This is a genomic window from Anaplasma platys (genome assembly GCF_012790675.1).
Classification (GTDB): Bacteria; Pseudomonadota; Alphaproteobacteria; order Rickettsiales; family Anaplasmataceae; genus Anaplasma; species Anaplasma platys.
The window spans coordinates 117,607-137,542 of the sequence record NZ_CP046391.1 but is presented as its reverse complement, the minus strand read 5'-3'; the positions used below and the strand labels follow the sequence as shown (position 1 = coordinate 137,542).

Below are 19,936 nucleotides of genomic sequence, written 5' to 3'. Positions count from 1 at the left end.
GCATCCGCTAAATGACTAAACCAATCGGGCTATTAGTACCGGTTAGCTACATACGTTACCGCACTTACACACCCGGCCTATCAACGTGATAGTCTCTCACGGCCCTAATGGGGAAATCTAATCTTGAGGGGGGTTTCTCGCTTAGATGCTTTCAGCAATTATCCCGTCCATACGTAGCTACCCAGCAATGCCGTTGGCACGACAACTGGTACACCAGAGGTATGTCCAACTCGGTCCTCTCGTACTAGAGCCAGATCCTCTCAAATTTCCAACGCCCACGGAAGATAGAAACCGAACTGTCTCACGACGTTCTAAACCCAACTCACGTATCACTTTAATCGGCGAACAGCCGAACCCTTGGGACCTGCTCCAGCCCCAGGATGTGATGAGTCGACATCGAGGTGCCAAACGGTGTCGTCGATATGAACTCTTGGACACCATAAGCCTGTTATCCCCGGCGTACCTTTTATCCGTTGAGCGATGACCCTTCCATACGGAATCACCGGATCACTATGACCGACTTTCGTCTCTGCTCGGCCTGTCGGCCTCGCAGTCAGGCAGGCTTTTGCCATTGTACTATAAAAGCTGATTTCCGACCAGCTCTAGCCTACCGTCGCACGCCTCCGTTACTCTTTAGGAGGCGACCGCCCCAGTCAAACTACCCACCATACAATGTCCTAGCTCCAGAAAAATGGAGCATAGTTAGATGCCAAAAACACGAAGGGTGGTATCTCAAGGATGACTCCACTAGGGCTGGCGCCCCAGCTTCAAAGTCTCCCACCTATCCTGCACATCGTGCCTCTAACACCAATGTAAAGCTATAGTAAAGGTGCACGGGGTCTCTTCGTCTACCCGCGGGTACCCCGCATCAGCACGGGGAATTCAATTTCGCTGAGTTGATGCTGGAGACAGCGGGGAAATCGTTACGCCATTCGTGCGGGTCGGAACTTACCCGACAAGGAATTTCGCTACCTTAGGACCGTCAGTTTTACGGCCGCCGTTTACTGGGGCTTCAACTTGCAGCTCTCACCGCTCATATTAACCTTCCAGCACCGGGCAGGCGTCAGGCCCTATACATCCACTTACGTGTTAGCAGAGCCCTGTGTTTTTAGTAAACAGTCGCTACCCCCTCTTTTGTGCCACCTCCCCACGGTTGCCCGCGGACAGGTCACCCTTCTCCCTAAGTTACAGGTGCAATTTGCCGAGTTCCTTCAGCATCATTCTCTCAATCGCCTTAGTATTCTCTACCCACCTACCAGTGTCGGTTTGCGGTACGGACTTATTAACTTAAGCGCTATTTCCTGGGACCTCTTTAAAGCATGCATCAATCCAATAAGACGCACACTGCACAAGATCCGTCACGCTTAAAAGGTTCAGGAATATTAACCTGATTCCCATCGACTACTCCTTTACGGCCTCGCCTTAGGGTCCGACTAACCCTGCGCAGATTGACTTAACACAGGAAACCTTAGGTTTTCGGCGAGAGTGGTTTTCACACTCTTTTACGCTACTCATGTCAGCATTCTCACTTTCGATACCTCCAGCAACCCTCACGGATCACCTTCACAGGCTTACGAAACGCTCCGCTACCGCGCCTGGTAAACCAGGCACTCGCGTCTTCGGTATATGGCTTTAGCCCCGTTACATCTTCGGCGCAAGAAAACTTATCTAGACAAGTGAGCTGTTACGCTTTCTTTAAAGGATGGCTGCTTCTAAGCCAACCTACTAGCTGTATTGGTCTTCTCACATCCTTCCACACTTAGCCATAATTTTGGGACCTTAAACGGCGATCTGGGCTCTTTCCCTCTCCACCACGGACTTAGCACCCGCAGTGTGTCTGCTATAGAACTGTACACTGGTATTCGGAGTTTGATTGGATTTGGCAAGATGATGAGTCCCCCTAGTCCATTCAGTGCTCTACCCCCAGTAACATATAATATAACGCTCTACCTAAATAGATTTCGCGGAGAACCAGCTATTTCCAAGTTTGATTGGCCTTTCACCCCTAGCCACAGCTCATCCAATACTATTGCAACAGTAACAGGTTCGGTCCTCCAATGTACTTTACTACACCTTCAACCTGGCCATGGCTAGATCACTTGGTTTCGGGTCTAATCCGTTAAACTCAACGCCCTATTCAGACTCGCTTTCGCTACGCCTACACCTAACGGCTTAAGCTTGCTCAACAGATTAACTCGCTGACCCATTATGCAAAAGGTACGCTGTCACCCGCACAGCTAACCGCGGCAAGCCGCGGCTCTCTATTGCGAGCTCCAACTGATTGTAAGCACTCGATTTCAGGTTCTATTTCACTCCCCTCACCGGGGTTCTTTTCACCTTTCCCTCACGGTACTTGTTCACTATCGGTCGCTAAGGAGTACTTAGGTTTAGAGGATGGTCCCCCTATATTCAAGCAGGGTTTCACGTGCCCCGCCCTACTCAAGGGCCTATAACCTTCTTACCTGTACGGGACTATCACCCACTATAGTTGCCCTTTCCAAAGCATTCCAGTTTCTAATTATAGACCACTGACCTGTTCCGCGTTCGCTCGTCACTACTAACGGAGTCTCATGTTGATTTCCTTTCCTCCAGCTACTTAGATATTTCAGTTCACTGGGTTTGTCTTGCATACCTATGAATTCAGCATGCAATGGCCAATAAATTGACCGGGTTTCCCCATTCGGACATCTGCGGATCAAAACTTGTTGACAACTCCCCGCAGCTTATCGCAGCCTACCACGTCCTTCATCACCTCTTAGCGCCAAGGCATCCATCAAGTGCTCTTCTTTATTTATTCATTCGCAGCGATACGTGCAGTATTAAAACCACACTATTATATACTTTATCAGCTTATCGAATCGAGACCATCCCGGAAATTTTTTAAAGGGACAATCTCTACACTTCAATTGATCTTTCTACTAACTTGTCAACCACCAAGCGCCCAACCTCACAGCCGACGCCAAATAGAGTGACATTTTTAATCATGTTTCTCGCCTATGTCAACACATTACTTTGAATTTTCCATTACTTTTTCTTATGTGCCAGACTTGCTACAGGATCACCATAATTGTTAATGGGACAGGACTTGTTAATAAAATACCGTAAAAGTAAACCATGGTGCATGTCGTTACACCATGCATGTGGCATACAATCTCACAACGGTGTAGAATAGGAAAAGGGCAGGACTCAGGGAAAAGTTTTCGTGTCTACATTGAAAGAGCACAGGATCACCATATCGTGCACAGAAAAATTCGATATGTACTACCGCATATATAACCCTGCACTACTACACAAAAAAACACCTATGGTTTGTGTGCATCATTTGTTTGGCAATTGCTCCGATTATGAATATTTGGCCAAGGCAGTTACTGACTTCGCCGTAATAACACCCGACATCGTCGGTAGAGGCCAAAGTGACTGGCTGTCCGATGCTTCTCTGTATAACTATGACACCTATCGCGAAAGCGTGATACAACTCATGAGACATCTCGGAGTAAAAGAATTTCGTTTCCTAGGCGCTTCTATGGGAGGAATAGTGGGCATGTTTTTGGCACAACATTACCCCACAGCGATAACGCACTTGATATTGAACGACATTGGTCCTTACATGCGAGAGCGTCCTTTGCAACAAGTGTTGCGTTGCTTGGAAAGTTATCGCTCTTTCAAAGACTTAACGGATGCTCGACGCTATCTAAAAACATGGCTCATATGTTTTGGGATAGATCAGGAAGAATTTTGGGATCATCTAGTGGTAAATTATGTTAAATCCAAAAATGGCACATACAAACTGGCATATGATCCCGCGATTGGGCCGAGCCTGGCAGGGCAAGTAGCGCAAGGCGGCGGCATCATGGACATATGGGATGTGTGGGACGCTATAAATTGCAAGACGCTGGTACTCCGTGGAGCGCAGTCTAACGTACTGACTACCGATATTATAAGCCGGATGCTCGAGGGTAAGAGTGATATCGAGGTGATCAAGTATCCAAATGTTGGACATCTGCCCGCTCTCTATCCTAGAAACCGAATAGATGACATCTTGCGGTGGCTACAAAGGAGTTAGAAGCGCGGTACGTGGCTGCAAGCGCTCAAGATGCTTGATAAAAGACGCTTAACGGAGTAGTATTCCGGGCACTGAAGACTTGCTTAAAGGGGTTTATATCTTGGGACAGCCTATCAGTCTAACCGATGAACAAATTTTGGAATCCTACAGGCGCATGCTTTTCATTCGTCGGCTGGAAGAAAGGATCGGGCAGCTGTACAGCATGGGATTAGTTAGAGGTTTCTGCCACCTATATATTGGGCAGGAGGCTGTGGCTGCTGGGATGCACAATGTGCTGCTGCCGACAGATGCCGTGATAACGAGCTACAGAGAGCATGGTTTTGCCTTGATGTCTGGGGTTAGTGCGGAGGTCATCATTGCAGAGTTGATGGGGAAAAGCACTGGTTGCTCTAAGGGGAAAGGTGGCTCAATGCACATGTTTAACGTAGCACATAACTTCTACGGCGGTCATGGAATAGTGGGCGCTCAGGTGTCGCTTGGCACTGGTCTTGCTTTCGCGAGAAAGTACGAAGAAGACGGCGGGGTTGTGTTCACTTGCCTGGGGGATGGTGCAATAAATCAGGGGCAGGTTTACGAATCTTTCAACATGGCAGCACTGTGGAAGCTACCTGTAGTGTACATAGTAGAAAACAACGAGTACGCGATGGGAACCTCCGTGGAACGCGCGTCGTTTGTTAAAGAACTCTACAAGAGAGGAGAGGGAAATGGCGTGCCGGGTCGACAAGTGAATGGCATGGATTTATTTGAAGTAACCAAGGAAGTTGCTGCGGCGGCGCGGTATTGCCGCGAAGGACAGGGGCCAATTTTGCTGGAAATGAAGACTTATCGTTACAGGGGACATTCTATGTCCGATCCGGCAAAATACAGAACCAGAGAGGAAGTGGACAACGTGCGGAATAACAATGATCCCCTATTGCACGTGCGGGAATATGTGCTGAAGCACAAAATCGCTAAGGAAGAAGTGTTGGATAACCTGGAGAAGGAGATCCGAAACTTGCTAAAAGATGCGGTTGCCTCTGCGGAAGCTAGTGCCGAACCTGCTGCATCAGAGCTCTACACAGATGTTTACCGGAACTAGCATAGCTGTTTGCTGCGAACGAGTAGCGCAGACAGGCAACCTTTGAGTTGCCGTGAACGCGTGGCTGTTGGCGGTACCATTTTTGTTGACATTGAACGACAACGAATAGCACAACTTGCTGCTGCGCGGGGCTTGCCAAGTTAAAGTCGCTGTACGTCCCATATTCGGCTAAAAGTTGCTCAAAAGGTCGAGAGCTTTATCTGCACGAAGTGCTCAGGGACTTGCAATAGTTTTCCTATGCACCGGGTATTTACGACATTTTGATGTGTATAGCACTCAGACTAACTGAAATTTTTAACGCGTACAAAGTCCGGCTCCGTGACGATATACCCAAATGGACCAGGAATCACAACAAATCCACTCGCGCCACTTGTGTAATATTAGTCCTATGCCCCAATTTGACCAAAACATGTAAAATGGACTATGGCAGCTGCACACATATGCAATTTTTGTACTGATGTGTTTTCATATCAGTACATTAATGGTAGACTCTGTAGTGTTGGTTTACGTTGCAGGGGCTTATGAAAAGGACTCTAGCGGTTTTAGTGATTGTGTTTTTCTATAGTCACTCGGTACTTTCTAAGCAGGTGCCTCGTTCAATTGCTGCCGATGATCACATAAAAATCATAAACTTCAACCCACAGGCGATCCATAGTTACACTGGATTTTATGGTTACCAGTCTAGTATTGTGTTTGAAGAAGGAGAAGTGATCCATACGGTGTCCATGGGGGATTCTACTGGGTGGCAATTGGTGCCGCAAGGCAATAGGCTGTTCATCAAGCCGGTAGCTGATAATCCAGATACGAACGTGACCATAATAACTAACAAACGAACCTATTATTTCGAATTACATGCTGATGAGGCCACAGGGCTTGATGACCCGAGGCTTGCTTACGAGGTGAGATTCTCTTACCCAAACACTGAAGGCAACATTGATGCCGCAGGCTCTGCTAGTGGAGGAAGTGTATCCTTCCCGACCTACGAGGCTCAGATACCTGACTTGAGCGATCCTGATGTTGCTCAGAGCGGTTTGAACTTTGACTATTCTGTTGCCCACACTCCTGGATCTGAGGATATTGTACCACTTAGAGTGTTTGACGACGGAAAGTTTACGTACATGCAGTTCTCCAACGTAAATGGAGACCTACCTTCGGTATTTAGAGTTGACTCACAGGGATATGAGTCACTAGTGAACTTCAGGGTCGTAGGGGATTACGTGGTGATTGAACGGACAGCAAGGGCATTCTCACTGAGATTTGGTTCCAGCACAGCGTGTGTATTCAACGAAAAACCACAGGGAATTTTTGCCGCGTTGGCGCGTATTAATAAGGATGCATTTTAAGGAGTGGAGTTTGTATGGCACGCATTTCTGAAGTGACTGATGAGACCTTTGCCGGGGCCGTTGCTGATGGGTTGGCTTTAGTAGACTTCTGGGCCCCTTGGTGTGGTCCTTGTGTTGCGCTTGCACCACAACTTGAAAAACTGGCGGAGCGGTATGCTGGCAAAGTAGGCATGTTTAAGCTGGATGTCCAGGATAACCAGGAAACACCGATAAAATTTGGCGTCAGTGCCGTTCCGACTATGATTCTGTTCAAGGACGGAAAAGAATTGACTCGTATTGTAGGTGCCAATATTGCGCAGCTTATTAGCGCTCTTAAAGAGGCTACCGAGAATGAGTAAACTCACCCAGGCCGCGTCTGCACGTTATAATTGGCGCCTTTTGATTCTGCCAGTGTGACGCGCCGAGGGTAGTTTTGCGTTCCGCTTGGTGTTGGTCACGGAAGGGAACGGTGTTTTTTTTAGTTAGTTGACCGACGTGAAACACTGCCACGCTACAGCTGGCGTTTGTTGAGCGCGGCACGTCCTCGAAGTGGCATAATAAGCGTAGAACATCAATCGGAATTCATGTCTGTCAAACTTGAAATTGTCGCTAGAAAAACAAAACATATGGCAGTTGAGAAATTACCGATGAAAGGACGCTTGACAATACGCAACAGCACTTCGAACAGGGTCGAATCTTTACAGGATTGAGTGTGCTACAGCTCTTTATTTTTATGCATAATACGCAAAAAAGTACCCCTCATAGGACCGGTAACCGGCTTAAGTATGCCTGAACGCACCGTCACACATTTTTCGCGCCCGCAGTCGCATGGACATGTAATCCCATTGTGCCTGCATCGCCATTCTATTGTTTATTCACCAACTCATAAAGCATATTACTACGGCACAAATCACTACTACAGATAAACATTTTCAGACTATTATACCAGTAACGTTTCCATACCGGTTTTGCGGTGTATTTGCTCGTCACCGCGGCACAAAAGTCGTGGATTGTACATGCAGTTGTAAAAAAACAAAAGGAGACACCTACTGCACGACATTCGCCATCGCTTGCATCCCAAAGTAGCGGAATACACGTGATTTATTCCACAACATGAAGTCTATATACTTAGCTTCACTATCTGTTGTGAGACCGGCACAGCAAAACGACCAGTATCATTAACATTTACGCCATTACAATACAAAAACGTAGATTTTTCCACGTAACACACCATGTGCCGCGGCCATAATCTACTGACCACTAAACAACAACTACGCTCTGCTGTCAGGAAAAATAGCGCTGAATTACTAAGTCTTTTACAAACAACAAACGAGAAATACCTATTACACACGCGCTGCGCTAAAGACAACACTGACCGCAACTTATACAGTGCAAATGCACACAAACGCAATATGTGGTAACCCCACCAGTACTTGGAGCTGACTTTTTATCCCCTAATCCCCGCACACAACTTGCAAATATCCTTAGAAAAGATGCCACCCAAGCGCTATAGCTACTGTTCTTCATCCTCGATGGGCTTCCCCTTTTCTGAGTCTATTAACTCTATGTTCAAAGAAATTTTTTTAATAATATTGTCACAATGCCTGTGCAATGCCTTGGCCCTATTATAGAGCTCTATGCTTCTGGTGAGGGAAACATTGCTGCTCTCTAACTCAAGCACAACCCGCTCCAGCTCCTGCATGGCATCTTCAAATTTCAGATCTGTATTAATGGACATTTACCGTTTATATGATAGACTTCCGTAATCGTACCTCTTCTATAAATTATTACAAGTGAGCAAGAGTCAGGCGTATGCGGTGGTCCGGAGACCAGCGAAAAACGTGATGCAGTCCGGTACATTTCGTAACAATATGTGGTACGTGGAGTTCGAGCCTTCGAGCTCACAGTATATAGAGCCACTGATGGGATGGACTGGCACTGAAGAAACAAGCCAGCAGGTGCGCTTGTGCTTTGGGAGCAAAGATGAAGCCATAGCATATGTAGAGGCAAAAAAAATCCCATATGTTGTGCTCAAAGATCACACTTCAAAAAGAATCCAGAAGTCTTACGCGGAAAATTTCTTAAGAAACAGGAGTTTGTAGATAGTTTCGCAGGATAGGTATGACATAATGTGTTGTGAGTGAATTCTCACTTGTGGTAAAGTACCTCCATAAATTGCTATCCCGGTGGATTTGAAGTTCTGTTATGTTCCTTGTTTTGCTGTTCAAAGTCATGCCTTTGTACGCAACTATCCTCCTGGGATACATTGCTGGTAAATTAATCAAGCTCGACAGTGCAACTATTGGCAAGTTGCTTTTTTATGTCATCAGCCCAACTGTAGTGTTTTTTGGAATTTTGAAAACCGAAATCAGCCCTGCTTATGTGTCGTTACCGCTCATAACATTTTTGATCTGTTGCATGATGTCATATGCAGTATACAAAGTGTCTGCCTTGACATTCAGAGATCACACCCGAAACATGCTAGCATTCAGCTCAGGAAGTACTGCCATGGGCTTTTTCGGATTGCCTGTGGCAATAGCGTTGTTTGACGAAGATACGGTATCAGTATATTTGCTGTGCTATGTGGGAATGCTGTTTTTCGAGAATAGCTTTGGGTTCTATATAGTAACTCAAAGACTGTACACTCCCGTACAGTGCGCGAAAAGATTAGCCGCACTCCCGGTGTTTTACACCGCAATTGCCGCACTGTTACTTAATTACTACAAAGTGCAGATACCTGCCTTCTTGACAGGTACAGTAGCAGGCATGACCAACACCAATATGATCTTGGGCACACTGCTCATTGGCATCTCCATAGCGAACATTAAAGACTTTTCCATCGACTTCAAGTTAGTGATTCTGACCGTAGTGATAAAGTACCTGGCTTGGCCTTTGCTGATGATAGGGTTGATACTACTGGATAAAATTGGCCCTGGCTGGTATGACTACCAGGCATATCAGGCACTCATGCTTTTGGCGATAATACCTGTATCAACAACGGGAGTCATTTTATCATCAGTGCTCAATTATCACCCGGATCGCGCTGCGATGATACTGCTGATCAGCACGGTCATCGGCATGTTTTACGTGCCGCTGATGATATCGTTGTTATTCCACGTACATACGTAAAAAAGATCCGCGCTTGAACCCTGCAAGGCACAAATGGGATGCGCGCTGCTGCCACGCCCGTGGCTAATTACCTTATTCCACGGCAGAGAGACGCATGCACAGAACATGCAACGGAACACACCTATAAGGTGCATTTAAGCAACTATCCTCTTCGAAGCACGCCAATAACATTGTTGCATTACAACAATGTTCTGCAACTTTTCTTTGCCAAAACTAAATGAATTGCATTAACTTTTCGAACTACAACACATTTGAGCACAAAAATTAAACAGTGTATTCCAGAGCTGCAAGCTCTGCCAGAGATGCGTAAAAACTTCTGCAAGACTCTACGAAAATGCGCGCTGACCATACACAATAAGATAGAAAATTTCAATCAGACAGTAGCACGGAGAAACAAAACCTCTGCACCGTGATAGACGCGGTGGTCAATTAGCTCATATCTCTCTGGAATGGTAAACTTCTCACCACCCCGAACCCGCAATACAACTATGCTTCCTTCGGAGCACCAGCCACCTTCTAGCAATGCACGCAATGATATTTCAACAAGAAAAGGAGAATCATAGGGTGGATCAACAAAAGATAAATCGTGGCGGCGTTCTGCTTTTCCAAGACACTGAACATCGCGACATATGGTAACCAGCCGTTGTTCAACCCCTAAGCTCGCTGCCGTACGTTTTACCAACTTCAAATGGGGAGCGTGAACATCTACCATACTGGCATAAGCAGCACCCCGAGATAACGACTCAAATGACAGGGAACCACTCCCGCAAAATAGGTCGCATACGTTGAGGCCTTCCATCGATATATAGGAGCGCAATATGTTGAATATGGCCTCCCTAATTACCGCCATCGCAGGGCGCGCTTTCAGGGCATTGCCGGTAAAAATCCTCCTACCGCGAAAATCGCCCGACGTAATCCGTATCATAATTTCAAAGACACTACTACAACTTCTTAATGAAGTGACGTGCCTTCATGGCCCCCATCAGCCTGGAGCTCGCGTTAACAATCTTGTCTGTGTACACCATCTGTTTTATCCGCGCCACCTCTTCAGGTCTAACTTCGTCGGAATCCTTCAGACTACAAAGAACTACAAAACTTACCTTATCAGTACCATCACTACCCTCAGAGCGCAACACCTCACCAAACTTCGCGTGTTCAAGCATCGACTGCAACTTGGATGACAAGTCCTTCACTAGCACTTCCAGATCCACCGACTCAAAACCTACCCTTTTTGCTGCATCCTCAAAAGATAGGCATCCCCCACCTTTTACACCATCCATGACCGCAGCAACTCCCTTAGCCTCTTTTGCTGGAACAGAAAGCTGCTTCATGCTGGCAACACTATTCATAAAGCTCTTTCTCACCCTGACCTTGCTAAAAAGCTTCAACAATAAATAGCCGCGATCTATCTTTATAGGACCTACTATCTCGCCAACCTCAGCCTGGCGTAGCACTTTCTTTATATCCTGAGAAAACATAGCTAGCGATGCCCCAACAGTGTGGTCTACATACACTCCATGCTCCCTGTATCTCTCAGCAATCTTGTCAAGACCAACACCCTTCTGCAGCTCACCAACCACCAAATCAAGAACCGAACCGGCTCTCAAGGGCACAAAAACCTGCTCCATATCTAGCACCGTCTCGAGCCCATTTGACTTTGTTTCGGCAATAAAATTGTCCACCTCATCATTAGTAACGGAAAGAAACGGCACCACCTTGGCCGCAAGAATCTTACTCCAAATCACTCTTGACCTCAGATGCGCCTGAATTGTCTTGAGATCCAAGCCATTCTCTTCAGCACACAATTCCAAAGACTGTCCAGCACATACACCGAGTGCAGACAACAGTCTTTCTGTCTCCTGCTCCAATTCCTCCTTCTCAACTGTAATACCAAGCCCCTTGGCCTCTATCTCCAGAACCGCTTCATCTATTAGCGACTGCAAGACCTCTCCCCTGTTGCCCTCGGCATATGAGGTGCGGTAGAAGAAATAATTCGCCTTCCCCCTAGAATCGACATCCAGGCTAGTAATCACCTTATCGTCCACTATGGCTTCTGCCTTTACAGAAGCATGCGAGAAGTCACCTTGACAAATCAGAAACAAAAAAACGCACAGACCGGGAAACCAGCGAAACATCATATAACTACTAGATAGGTCAGGAGCAGAATTCTAACAAAAAACTAACTAGTGTCAAAACCCTTTGTTCACAACAAGCACTGACCGCGACACATTACGGACTCCTTTGGAAGGCAATTTTCCCAACAAGGATATGCGCCTAACCGGGCGAGCGACCAGGATCGAACTGGCGACCTTCAGTGCCACAAACTGATGCTCTAACCAACTGAGCTACGCCCGCCACGGACACAAACAACTACCATATCTCACAGCTTTGATCAAGCATCACATGTAACACTAAGGCCTCTGTGCAAGGTAATATGCATGTTCCCGTTTGGGTAAACAAGAGTGTTGCAACAAACAAAAAACCGCGTCCTCTCATGGCCTGGTATGGCACATAGCACTCGAGCAATGGCAGCAGCACGAAAACTAAAGCAACTGCATCTGAAGAACTCAACAGCGTATAACTTAAGAACTATTAGCAGAGTCGACGCACCACTTCCTTCCTACCAATAAACGGTAAAAGCTTAGCCAAACTGGGGCCCTTGTTTAACCCAGTAATGGCTAGTCGCAGAAGTAAAAGCACCTCTTTCGTACTGCGATTAGAAACTTTTTGCACCTTATCTAGCCAAACCTGCGCTGTATGCCCATCAAGTTCAGCTTCGGGCAGCAGGCCCAATGCCGTTTTTAAGAATTCTCTATCTGCTTCAGCAACAACAGACGTAATTTGACCTGTGCACACATTAACCCAATGTTTTACATCTTCAACAACAGATATGTTATTCCTCACCAGATGCCAGAAAGATTCTGAACACTCTATACCCCTGCTCTCTAAAGCAGCCCTAATCGTGGAAAAAGACATCCCTTGCAATATTTTGCTATTAAACTTCGTCAGGTCCTCTACGGAAAATTTCACCGGAGCCTGGTTAAAAGTCTTGATGTCAAATGATTCCACCAGCACACTCATATCGCAGCAGGGCTCAATGGGAAGTGATGTCCCTAACCTTGCAAGATGACTATTAATTGCCATCGCATCTATGCCAAGTTCCCTCAATTGACGAACTTGAATGGCGCTTCCTCCTTCTCTTTTAGAAACTTTCGAATCGCCAACATACACCAATGGAAGGTGGGCAAACGTTGGAACTTTAGCCTTTAGAACATCTATTATACATATCTGGGTTGCCGTGTTACTTACGTGATCTTCCCCTCTCACTATGTGAGTAACTGAATGGTCAATATCATCAATCACCGACGGAAACATGTATGTGTACGTTCCATCGGTGCGCCTGATGATAGGATCACTGATATTTTTGCCTTGAAAGATAACTTTGCCACGCACTTCGTCATGCCATGAGACTTCTCTGTTCTGATCTATTTTCAACCTAAAATACGGCAGCCTGCAAGCTAAGTTGCGCTTCTCCTTTTCAGTCATATTCAAAGCACTTCTGTCGTATATGGGAGGTAGCCCCATTTTAAGCAACATGCTCCTTTTTACAGCAAGCTCTTCCTGCGTTTCATAGCATGGATAAATATCACCAGACTGGAGCAGAGAATTAAATACTTCGTCGTATCTATCTATTCTCGCCCGTTGCTCAAAATAACTATCCCAGTGTAGATGCAGCCACTCCAGATCTCTTTTAAGAGCTGTCACATATTTCTCTTCCGACCTGCTAACATCCGTATCATCAATACGAAGTATAAACTCACCTGACAGCTTCCGAGCATACAACCAGCACACCAGTGCCGTCCTTATGTTACCTATGTGTATGTACCCAGTAGGACTAGGAGCAAACCTTGTTATCATGAAACCTACCCCCTAAAACCTCTCTACCACAGCTCAGTTTGCCGATACCCAATTTAGTATTACAACATCAAGCTACAGCCCGAAGACTATAACCGATAACTGCAATGCTTGCACAGCAAACTCCTTAATTCCGGGGGAGAACTATATAACGACCATAATCTTTATGATTTACCTGTGATCATTTTCATTTTAGAATTGCCGCCTTAGTAGGTGTTTCGCGATAGCATGAACTTCTTCCATGTCTACACTCATGCCTCTGGTAAAACCGTGTATGTACGTGATGGGTTTACCATGGGAGCCTTCCTGTTCACGTTTTTCTACTCCATGTGCAAGGGGCTTTGGCTGATGTCGGCACTGCTGTTCATGGCTTCAACTGCCACTTACATGCTACACAGCAGCGGCGTGATTTCGCTGCAGTTTTACTTGCTTGCTGAGTTGACAATAAAACTGTATGCAGGTTTTTCTTTCAACGATTGGATGAAAAGCCGGCTAGAAAGAAAAAGTTACGGCCTTGCGGATGTGTTGCTTGCAAATAGCGTGCTGCATGCAAAGCTTAGATTTATGGAGAGAAATAAAAAGCCTGACGAAATTCAAGTGGGCGATGCCCCCGCCGAGGCACACACCACATCTACTATATAGCCCCTGGCGCGTAGAGGGCTCTTTATCGGTGCAATGTCTCCAGAAGAGGCGTGTCGCATTGCTGCGTGGAAATAAAAACGATGATCCGCCCTAATGGGGACCACTGCATTGGTAACCAGCGCCAGGAACATATGTACTCTCAGCTGTACCGCCATGTTTAGCAGACATGAAACACGCCAGAGCAGCGCATTAGGGCAGCAACATAAAGTTAAACAGCATATCCGCGCCAATAGCACCTTGCGTCGCTGTGAGAGCGATCTTGTGCCACACAAGCTTCCATAAGTTACTGCCGGTAAATACAAATGTCTCACTTCACAAAACTCTTACCTATCCCCTGTTCAACTGTGCTACAGTTGGTATCGCCACCAATAAGTTATTTATTAAATTAAACTAACATCACAAACGCCTTGCAATAGAGTAAACCGTAGACTATGCGCTGATTAGGCTATACGTCATGGAAATTATTAGGAGAGAAAGTTAAGGTATAGCTGGTGTAGGAAAACACTGAGGATCTCATCATTGTCTATGCCAAAATGGGGTGTCCACTAAATTTGTGCTAGCTACCGCCAGGTCTCTTTTGTTTATTATTCCGGCATTGTATCCGATATGGCCGCTGTCCACTGCATACTTAAATGCCAACGCCATGCCGCTGGGGTCTAACGCCCGTGCCACAGCACTGTTTATCAAAACACCGTCAATCCCCATCTCCATAACCTTAGCCGCATCGGAAGGCCTGCCAATGCCTGCATCAACAATTATAGTTACGTCCTTATTCCTATCTCTGAGGAGGCGCAAACTATGCTCATTCAGGACACCCATACCCGACCCTATAGGAGCAATGCCTGGCATGATAACCCGGCACCCGCAGTCGATCAAACGTTTGCAACATATCAGGTCATCAGTGCAGTATGGAAATACATCAAACCCCTGGCTTATAAGTTCTTTAGCAGCTTCGCAAAGCGCTATTACATCAGGTTGCAAAGTATAGTCATCCCCTATTACCTCCAGCTTTATCCAGGAAGTGTTGAATATCTCTCGAGCCATCTGAGCCATTAAGACAGCATCTTTCACTGTACAACAGCCTGCAGTATTAGGGAGAACCCGACAGCCACTTTGTTTAACTATATCCCAAAAGTCTTGCCCCCCGGCGCTTCCTGGCATTTGCCTTGATAGCGAGACGGTTATAACTTCCGTTCCCGAACTGTTTACTGATTTTTGAAAGATTGCAGGAGACGGAAACTGTGCAGACCCCAAAAACAACCTACTATTGAGGCTTACACCGTACACACTCCACACTGAAAATCTCCCAAACAATATCTACGACATTCTGCTATTTAGGTCATCCACCCTGCATCGGACGAACAACATCGACAATGTCCCCATCTTTCAGAGTTTTTTCACCGTAATCGGCCTTGGTTACCAATACTTTGTTTACTGCGATAGCAAACGGTTCTCGTAAGGCACATTGCTCCACAACGGTAAGCACAGTGCTCCCTGCAGTTATTTTCTCGGTCTTTCCACTAACAAAAATTTCGATGCTACTACTCATGCCACAATAGGGAATATATACGAGAGACATATATCACATGTTAGATACATAGTAATCACCTAGCTATCAATACTTCTACTCTTACTAATAATTCACCTACAGCACCAAGGCCAATTCATTGTGGACATCTATATCAATTATGTCTAATCTGACATAAAATGTAGGAGCAACAAATGCAATCTCCTCTGCCATACCGGATAAGATGTCGTGAAATAGATGACGAACACCTGTCTTTATTTTCCACCACAGAGTTTCATGCCTTTATCAAAGAATTACTGCAGATGAACTCGCTTGCCGGATTGTTCAGCTTTATTGTTAGCACTCACGGAGTGAATAAAGTCTCAAGAGAAAACCCTTATATTTTCATCCTGTACGAAAACCTCAGACCTACTCACAGAACATATAACATGCTCGCGCATGCCAAAAGTGGCCACTACATCAAAGCTTGGGGAACAGAAATTTTCACCAGGGTGCTCGCGAAAATACCACTAACCGAAGAGCAAAGGATGTCTGCAAAGCTGCCACTAATAGCAACGCATCTTGCAGAGAGGTTATACACAACTTACAAGCTAAACAAAGTTTGCACCATCTATGACAGCAAGTTCCTAGACTACGTGAGCAAAACTATCGCCCATGAATTTGAAGGCAATAGCCTTCAACATCGCATTGATGCACAGACCATTGTACAAGCCGGAAATGAAATAGTCTCGGACATGCAGAAGTATTTCGCTAAAAACCGCCGGCAGAAATATTGCACTCTGCTCACATTTTTCGGGGCAGATTTTCACACCAACCCCACAACTACATCACCAACTGCACTGAAGGAAGTACTGCTGAGCAGCAAAGTTGTAGCACACATAGCAAATGGCAACATCAGTCCCGCTGAAACATCTTGTAGAAATGGAATTTTTGCAGCCTTAAGCACAGCAATAACCGGGATTACTTCCAAACTCGAAGAAGAAGAAATATTCGCGAGCAAAGTATTTGCCTGGTACCACGTGGTAAAAAAGCTGCGGCAATTAGTCTGTAAATATATAACAATACCAGCGCTCAATCGGTCAGTGCACATAGTAAAGCTGCTCGATACCGGTTACCGCAAAAGCATATGCTTCGGTGACTGCACGGATTTTTTTGTTTTGTTTGAGGATGTAAAAAATAATTTTACCGGCGGTAACGATCAATACATACAGCATCTATTCAGCGCTTTGGGCACTATGCAGCGTTCATATGTTGTCATGCCACACAGTGAACTTGCTACTGAAATCAGGAATTGTAGTACAGGACACACCCCACTGCGTGTTGCTCCTGTTTGCACTTCACTGACTGCGAAACTACAGAAAACTGGCCATAAAATCAGTGCGGGAGCCGTATCGTTGCACAATACCACAATACTTGAGACAAATGCTTTTTTGCAAAACATCAGGAAAAAACTCTGTAAATCTAAGGGAGATTCACAAAAACGTCCGTGCAATACTGCAGGTTATCATGGCTCTACTTTGAGTACCTATCCGTCGAAAAAATCTGCATCCCTAGAAGACATAAACCCCGTCAACGACAATCTAGCCACTTTTACATCGTGCCATAAAAGGAAAACCGTCTCTTGGAGACGTCATCTACTTAAAAGGGCCGGCAAACTTCTCGGGGTAAAACAGAACAAACGTCGCCCGACCACAACAACAAAATGTTCATACCAAGACAATAGTACTTCTGACATGAACAAAATGCCCGCAAGCACAGCTACCAAGACACACACAGAGTTTTACAAAGCAAAGCAGATAGTGCAAGATAACAACCCTTTTACGGCCACTGAAGCAACAGAACTCGTAGCCCTAATCAAAAATAAAGCAGCCTCTAAACTGAGGAAAAGTCTCCACATTTCGTCGGGTAAATCGGGCAAAAAGCTCCATGACAGCGATATCCTTACTGCACACGGAAACGCTGCTACACAGAGCCAAAAGAACTAGACAGCTCCTTGCAAAGGAAGCTAAGTCTCCTAGGGTCGTTATCGCTAGCTAAAAAGGTGCTCTAGATTCCGCAAGCAAGTAACAGATCTTAGTTAGGCTGCAGCAGTAGCAAATTTTTGCCTCGGCTACAGAACGCGCAAACCACCCATTGACAATAACCGTACTTACAAGCATACATCTGGAAAGGACTCTTAACGCATGCAGGAGTGCGTTTTTCCACCGAGTTCGTTTTTGGTAACTGGGAATATGTTGGAAAACGTAAATCGCCTTCTGTAGCAGAACAGAGTGTTTATATACTCTCCACTGCCTTGATTTCAGGAATGTAATAACTCAACATTCCGTACACCCCATCCTTCAGAGTTACTGCCGCACTTGGACACCCAGAGCACGCACCACGCAAATGCACAAACACCACGCCCTCCTTATATCCTCGAAATTTAATATCGCCACCATCCTGAGCAACAGCCGGCTTGACATAGTTCTCTATCAGCTCCTTTACTTGCTTTACGACCTCAGAATCCTTCTCGTCGAAAAACTCCTTCTCCTCTTCGCCATTATCTCCGCTCGCATTAGCAACTTGCTGGTCTGTACCATGCATCGAACAATAGTCGGTCAACACTACCAGAACTTCTGGCTTCAGTGTTTCCCATGACACTGCATCGGTCTTGGTAATCGATACAAAGTCACCCCCAAAAAACACTTTTCCTACACCCTCTACAGCAAGCAAAAGAGCTGCTAGCGGAGATGCCTCAGCCTCGGAAACGTCTGAAAATTCCACACCACAAGCAACACCAGAAACAGCACCACTGAACAAAAATTTCAGAGTACTGGGGTTGGGGGTATCTTCAATTTGTATAAACATAAACAAACCTTGCAATGCCACGAATCAGGGGGGTATAATTCACGCCGCTGCGCCAATCGAGCGGCTTAGTGTAGTATGGTATGTAAAGCAAATCAAGTTTCTTAGTGGCATGCTTCTAGCAGTTTTTGTTCTCATGTGTGTGATAGGGGCAGTGTTCCTGCTCCCCATAATATTGGCCGTAGTTTTGTTTTTTCTGAATAGAAACAACTTAATGCGAGCCCACTACACCGAAGATTTCCGCACTATCTTCAACAAGGTAATGAATGACATGCAGAACAAAGCTCACGAAGCACCGCACAGACGCTCTGACAATACTCTGTCTAGAAAAGAAGCTTTTGAAATTCTAGGCCTCAGCCAAGACGCCCCACGAGAGCAGATAGTTGCTGCCTATCATCGGTTAATGAAGAACGCACACCCCGACAAAGGAGGATCAGCTTATTTCGCCCAAAAGCTTAATCAGGCACGAGACAAGCTTCTAGGGCAAAACAAATAACCTTGGCCACACAGTAGCAATAGTAGAACGCGAAGCAAATCTCGGCGGTGTATGCCTTAAGCTCACCAGTGCTTTTCTTCTTTAGTTCACATAGGTTCAGTATCCTTACTTCCTTCCCCTTGTCCTTCGCCACAGCACCTTTACTAACGGATGAGTCCGGCTCAGGAGGAGCCTTGGTCCTTCTCCTACTCTTGCCACACACAAGACACCTTCTTACACACTGACCACTAAGAAGCCCAACAACCAACTGGAATAGAAAACCACGCTTCTACAAGAACGACAACCCCGCTACACCTTCTGCCGCTGCATCTCATCGTTCATGTTTCGAACCCTTCTCTCCCTTTCGGAAACCATCTGAGCCTTCATGATAGCCTCATCAAGGTCGGCTTGAGTACACAAGCCTAAAAGTACCGGATCCCGAGGTTTTATGTTACTAGAGTTCCAGTGCTCCTTGTTACGCACGGCAGCAATCGTCGCCTTGGTAGTACCTATGAGCTTAGCTATCTGCGAATCGTGCATCTCGGAACAGTACTTTAGAATCCAACACACCGCATCGGGCTTGTCACGACGACGAGCCACCGGAGTGTAGCGCACGCTACGCCTGCGAGTTGTCCTTCCAGTGGTTCCCCTACAAGACACCAGCTTAGGAATCCTGTTGGGATCACTTTGACACGCTTCTATTTCCTCCTTGGTGACCTGCCCCATGGCAACAGGGTTACAACCGACGACACCCTTAGCGACTTCGCCATCCGCGATACCCTTAACCTCTAGTATGTGCAACCCACAAAACTCCGCAATCTGCTTGAACGTCAGGGCTGTATTATCCACAAGCCACACGGCTACTGCTCTAGGCATCAACGGAGCACCCTCATTGCTTGATGACATGTCTAAATAATCCCCAACTTAAGAAACTGCACAG

Annotated in this window: 17 protein-coding genes, 1 tRNA gene and 1 rRNA gene; 9 read left to right on the top strand and 10 right to left on the bottom strand. The window is 46.0% G+C overall.

What is annotated here, in order from left to right; translation table 11 throughout:
* Positions 1-11: 11 nt before the first annotated feature.
* Positions 12-2,797, bottom strand: a 23S ribosomal RNA gene (locus ANPL_RS00555).
* Positions 2,798-3,313: 516 nt separating this feature from the next.
* On the opposite strand from ANPL_RS00555, the gene ANPL_RS00550 reads away from it, so the two are divergent.
* The 4 genes from ANPL_RS00550 (at position 3,314) to trxA (ending at position 6,822) form a co-directional block, all read left to right on the top strand.
* Positions 3,314-4,063: an alpha/beta fold hydrolase gene (locus ANPL_RS00550; protein WP_169192882.1), complete on the top strand. Its 750-nt coding sequence runs from the start codon at positions 3,314-3,316 to the stop codon at positions 4,061-4,063.
* 100 nt (positions 4,064-4,163) lie between these two features.
* The gene (gene pdhA, locus ANPL_RS00545) at positions 4,164-5,141 is read left to right on the top strand and encodes a pyruvate dehydrogenase (acetyl-transferring) E1 component subunit alpha (RefSeq protein WP_272899045.1); all 978 of its coding nucleotides are present in this window, start codon (positions 4,164-4,166) and stop codon (positions 5,139-5,141) included.
* Positions 5,142-5,662: 521 nt separating this feature from the next.
* Positions 5,663-6,484 (top strand): P-type conjugative transfer protein VirB9, encoded by an 822-nt coding sequence (virB9, locus tag ANPL_RS00540; RefSeq protein ID WP_169192881.1) that lies wholly within the window; start codon positions 5,663-5,665, stop codon positions 6,482-6,484.
* A gap of 14 nt (positions 6,485-6,498) precedes the next feature.
* Positions 6,499-6,822: a thioredoxin gene (trxA, locus tag ANPL_RS00535; RefSeq protein WP_169192880.1), complete on the top strand. Its 324-nt coding sequence runs from the start codon at positions 6,499-6,501 to the stop codon at positions 6,820-6,822.
* Positions 6,823-7,976: 1,154 nt separating this feature from the next.
* On the opposite strand, the gene xseB is transcribed toward trxA, so the two are convergent.
* Positions 7,977-8,201: an exodeoxyribonuclease VII small subunit gene (xseB, locus tag ANPL_RS00530; RefSeq protein WP_169192879.1), complete on the bottom strand. Its 225-nt coding sequence runs from the start codon at positions 8,199-8,201 to the stop codon at positions 7,977-7,979.
* A gap of 55 nt (positions 8,202-8,256) precedes the next feature.
* Here xseB and ANPL_RS00525 point away from each other — a divergent pair, with 55 nt between their 5' ends.
* Both ANPL_RS00525 and ANPL_RS00520 read left to right on the top strand, forming a co-directional pair.
* Complete coding sequence (locus tag ANPL_RS00525) at positions 8,257-8,565, top strand: ETC complex I subunit (RefSeq protein WP_169192878.1); 309 nt, start codon at positions 8,257-8,259, stop codon at positions 8,563-8,565.
* A gap of 103 nt (positions 8,566-8,668) precedes the next feature.
* The gene (locus ANPL_RS00520) at positions 8,669-9,592 is read left to right on the top strand and encodes an AEC family transporter (RefSeq protein WP_169192877.1); all 924 of its coding nucleotides are present in this window, start codon (positions 8,669-8,671) and stop codon (positions 9,590-9,592) included.
* Between the two features lie 373 nt (positions 9,593-9,965).
* On the opposite strand, the gene ANPL_RS00515 is transcribed toward ANPL_RS00520, so the two are convergent.
* From ANPL_RS00515 to gltX, 4 genes are all read right to left on the bottom strand, one after another.
* Entirely contained in the window at positions 9,966-10,517 is a 552-nt protein-coding gene (locus ANPL_RS00515; protein ID WP_169192876.1) for an RsmD family RNA methyltransferase, read from the bottom strand.
* Between the two features lie 16 nt (positions 10,518-10,533).
* Positions 10,534-11,694, bottom strand: a complete 1,161-nt coding sequence (locus tag ANPL_RS00510; protein WP_236822842.1) for a peptidylprolyl isomerase — start codon at positions 11,692-11,694, stop codon at positions 10,534-10,536.
* Between the two features lie 179 nt (positions 11,695-11,873).
* A tRNA-His gene (locus ANPL_RS00505) sits at positions 11,874-11,947 on the bottom strand.
* A gap of 237 nt (positions 11,948-12,184) precedes the next feature.
* The gene (gltX, locus tag ANPL_RS00500; RefSeq protein ID WP_169192875.1) at positions 12,185-13,510 is read right to left on the bottom strand and encodes a glutamate--tRNA ligase; all 1,326 of its coding nucleotides are present in this window, start codon (positions 13,508-13,510) and stop codon (positions 12,185-12,187) included.
* Positions 13,511-13,735: 225 nt separating this feature from the next.
* Between gltX and ANPL_RS00495 the strand changes: the two genes are divergently transcribed.
* A complete protein-coding gene (locus tag ANPL_RS00495; protein ID WP_236822841.1) occupies positions 13,736-14,149 on the top strand; it encodes an Erum7620/ECH_0207 family putative T1SS effector in 414 nt (137 codons plus the stop codon).
* Positions 14,150-14,665: 516 nt separating this feature from the next.
* On the opposite strand, the gene ANPL_RS00490 is transcribed toward ANPL_RS00495, so the two are convergent.
* Positions 14,666-15,445, bottom strand: a complete 780-nt coding sequence (locus ANPL_RS00490) for a thiazole synthase (RefSeq protein WP_169192873.1) — start codon at positions 15,443-15,445, stop codon at positions 14,666-14,668.
* A 43-nt stretch (positions 15,446-15,488) separates the two neighbouring features.
* On the bottom strand, positions 15,489-15,698 hold the full coding sequence (gene thiS, locus ANPL_RS00485; protein ID WP_169192872.1) for a sulfur carrier protein ThiS: 210 nt from the start codon (positions 15,696-15,698) through the stop codon (positions 15,489-15,491).
* 173 nt (positions 15,699-15,871) lie between these two features.
* Between thiS and ANPL_RS00480 the strand changes: the two genes are divergently transcribed.
* Complete coding sequence (locus ANPL_RS00480) at positions 15,872-17,662, top strand: hypothetical protein (protein ID WP_169192871.1); 1,791 nt, start codon at positions 15,872-15,874, stop codon at positions 17,660-17,662.
* Between the two features lie 289 nt (positions 17,663-17,951).
* On the opposite strand, the gene ANPL_RS00475 is transcribed toward ANPL_RS00480, so the two are convergent.
* Positions 17,952-18,524, bottom strand: a complete 573-nt coding sequence (locus tag ANPL_RS00475) for a NifU family protein (RefSeq protein WP_169192870.1) — start codon at positions 18,522-18,524, stop codon at positions 17,952-17,954.
* Positions 18,525-18,657: 133 nt separating this feature from the next.
* Between ANPL_RS00475 and ANPL_RS04710 the strand changes: the two genes are divergently transcribed.
* Entirely contained in the window at positions 18,658-19,017 is a 360-nt protein-coding gene (locus tag ANPL_RS04710; protein ID WP_236822889.1) for a DnaJ domain-containing protein, read from the top strand.
* Between the two features lie 288 nt (positions 19,018-19,305).
* Here ANPL_RS04710 and ANPL_RS00465 read toward each other — a convergent pair whose 3' ends face one another.
* Positions 19,306-19,902, bottom strand: a complete 597-nt coding sequence (locus ANPL_RS00465; RefSeq protein ID WP_169192869.1) for a cell cycle transcriptional regulator TrcR — start codon at positions 19,900-19,902, stop codon at positions 19,306-19,308.
* Positions 19,903-19,936 lie beyond the last annotated feature (34 nt).

Excerpts from the sequence above, each read along its gene's own strand:
- ANPL_RS00515 (WP_169192876.1), bottom strand. The coding sequence starts at position 10,517 with ATGATACGGATTACGTCGGGCGATTTTCGCGGTAGGAGGATTTTTACC.
- ANPL_RS00480 (WP_169192871.1), top strand. The coding sequence starts at position 15,872 with ATGCAATCTCCTCTGCCATACCGGATAAGATGTCGTGAAATAGATGAC.
- gltX (WP_169192875.1), bottom strand. The coding sequence starts at position 13,510 with ATGATAACAAGGTTTGCTCCTAGTCCTACTGGGTACATACACATAGGT.
- ANPL_RS00520 (WP_169192877.1), top strand. The coding sequence starts at position 8,669 with ATGTTCCTTGTTTTGCTGTTCAAAGTCATGCCTTTGTACGCAACTATC.
- ANPL_RS04710 (WP_236822889.1), top strand. The coding sequence starts at position 18,658 with ATGTGTGTGATAGGGGCAGTGTTCCTGCTCCCCATAATATTGGCCGTA.
- virB9 (WP_169192881.1), top strand. The coding sequence starts at position 5,663 with ATGAAAAGGACTCTAGCGGTTTTAGTGATTGTGTTTTTCTATAGTCAC.
- thiS (WP_169192872.1), bottom strand. The coding sequence starts at position 15,698 with ATGAGTAGTAGCATCGAAATTTTTGTTAGTGGAAAGACCGAGAAAATA.
- ANPL_RS00495 (WP_236822841.1), top strand. The coding sequence starts at position 13,736 with ATGAACTTCTTCCATGTCTACACTCATGCCTCTGGTAAAACCGTGTAT.
- ANPL_RS00465 (WP_169192869.1), bottom strand. The coding sequence starts at position 19,902 with ATGTCATCAAGCAATGAGGGTGCTCCGTTGATGCCTAGAGCAGTAGCC.
- xseB (WP_169192879.1), bottom strand. The coding sequence starts at position 8,201 with ATGTCCATTAATACAGATCTGAAATTTGAAGATGCCATGCAGGAGCTG.
- ANPL_RS00475 (WP_169192870.1), bottom strand. The coding sequence starts at position 18,524 with ATGTTTATACAAATTGAAGATACCCCCAACCCCAGTACTCTGAAATTT.
- trxA (WP_169192880.1), top strand. The coding sequence starts at position 6,499 with ATGGCACGCATTTCTGAAGTGACTGATGAGACCTTTGCCGGGGCCGTT.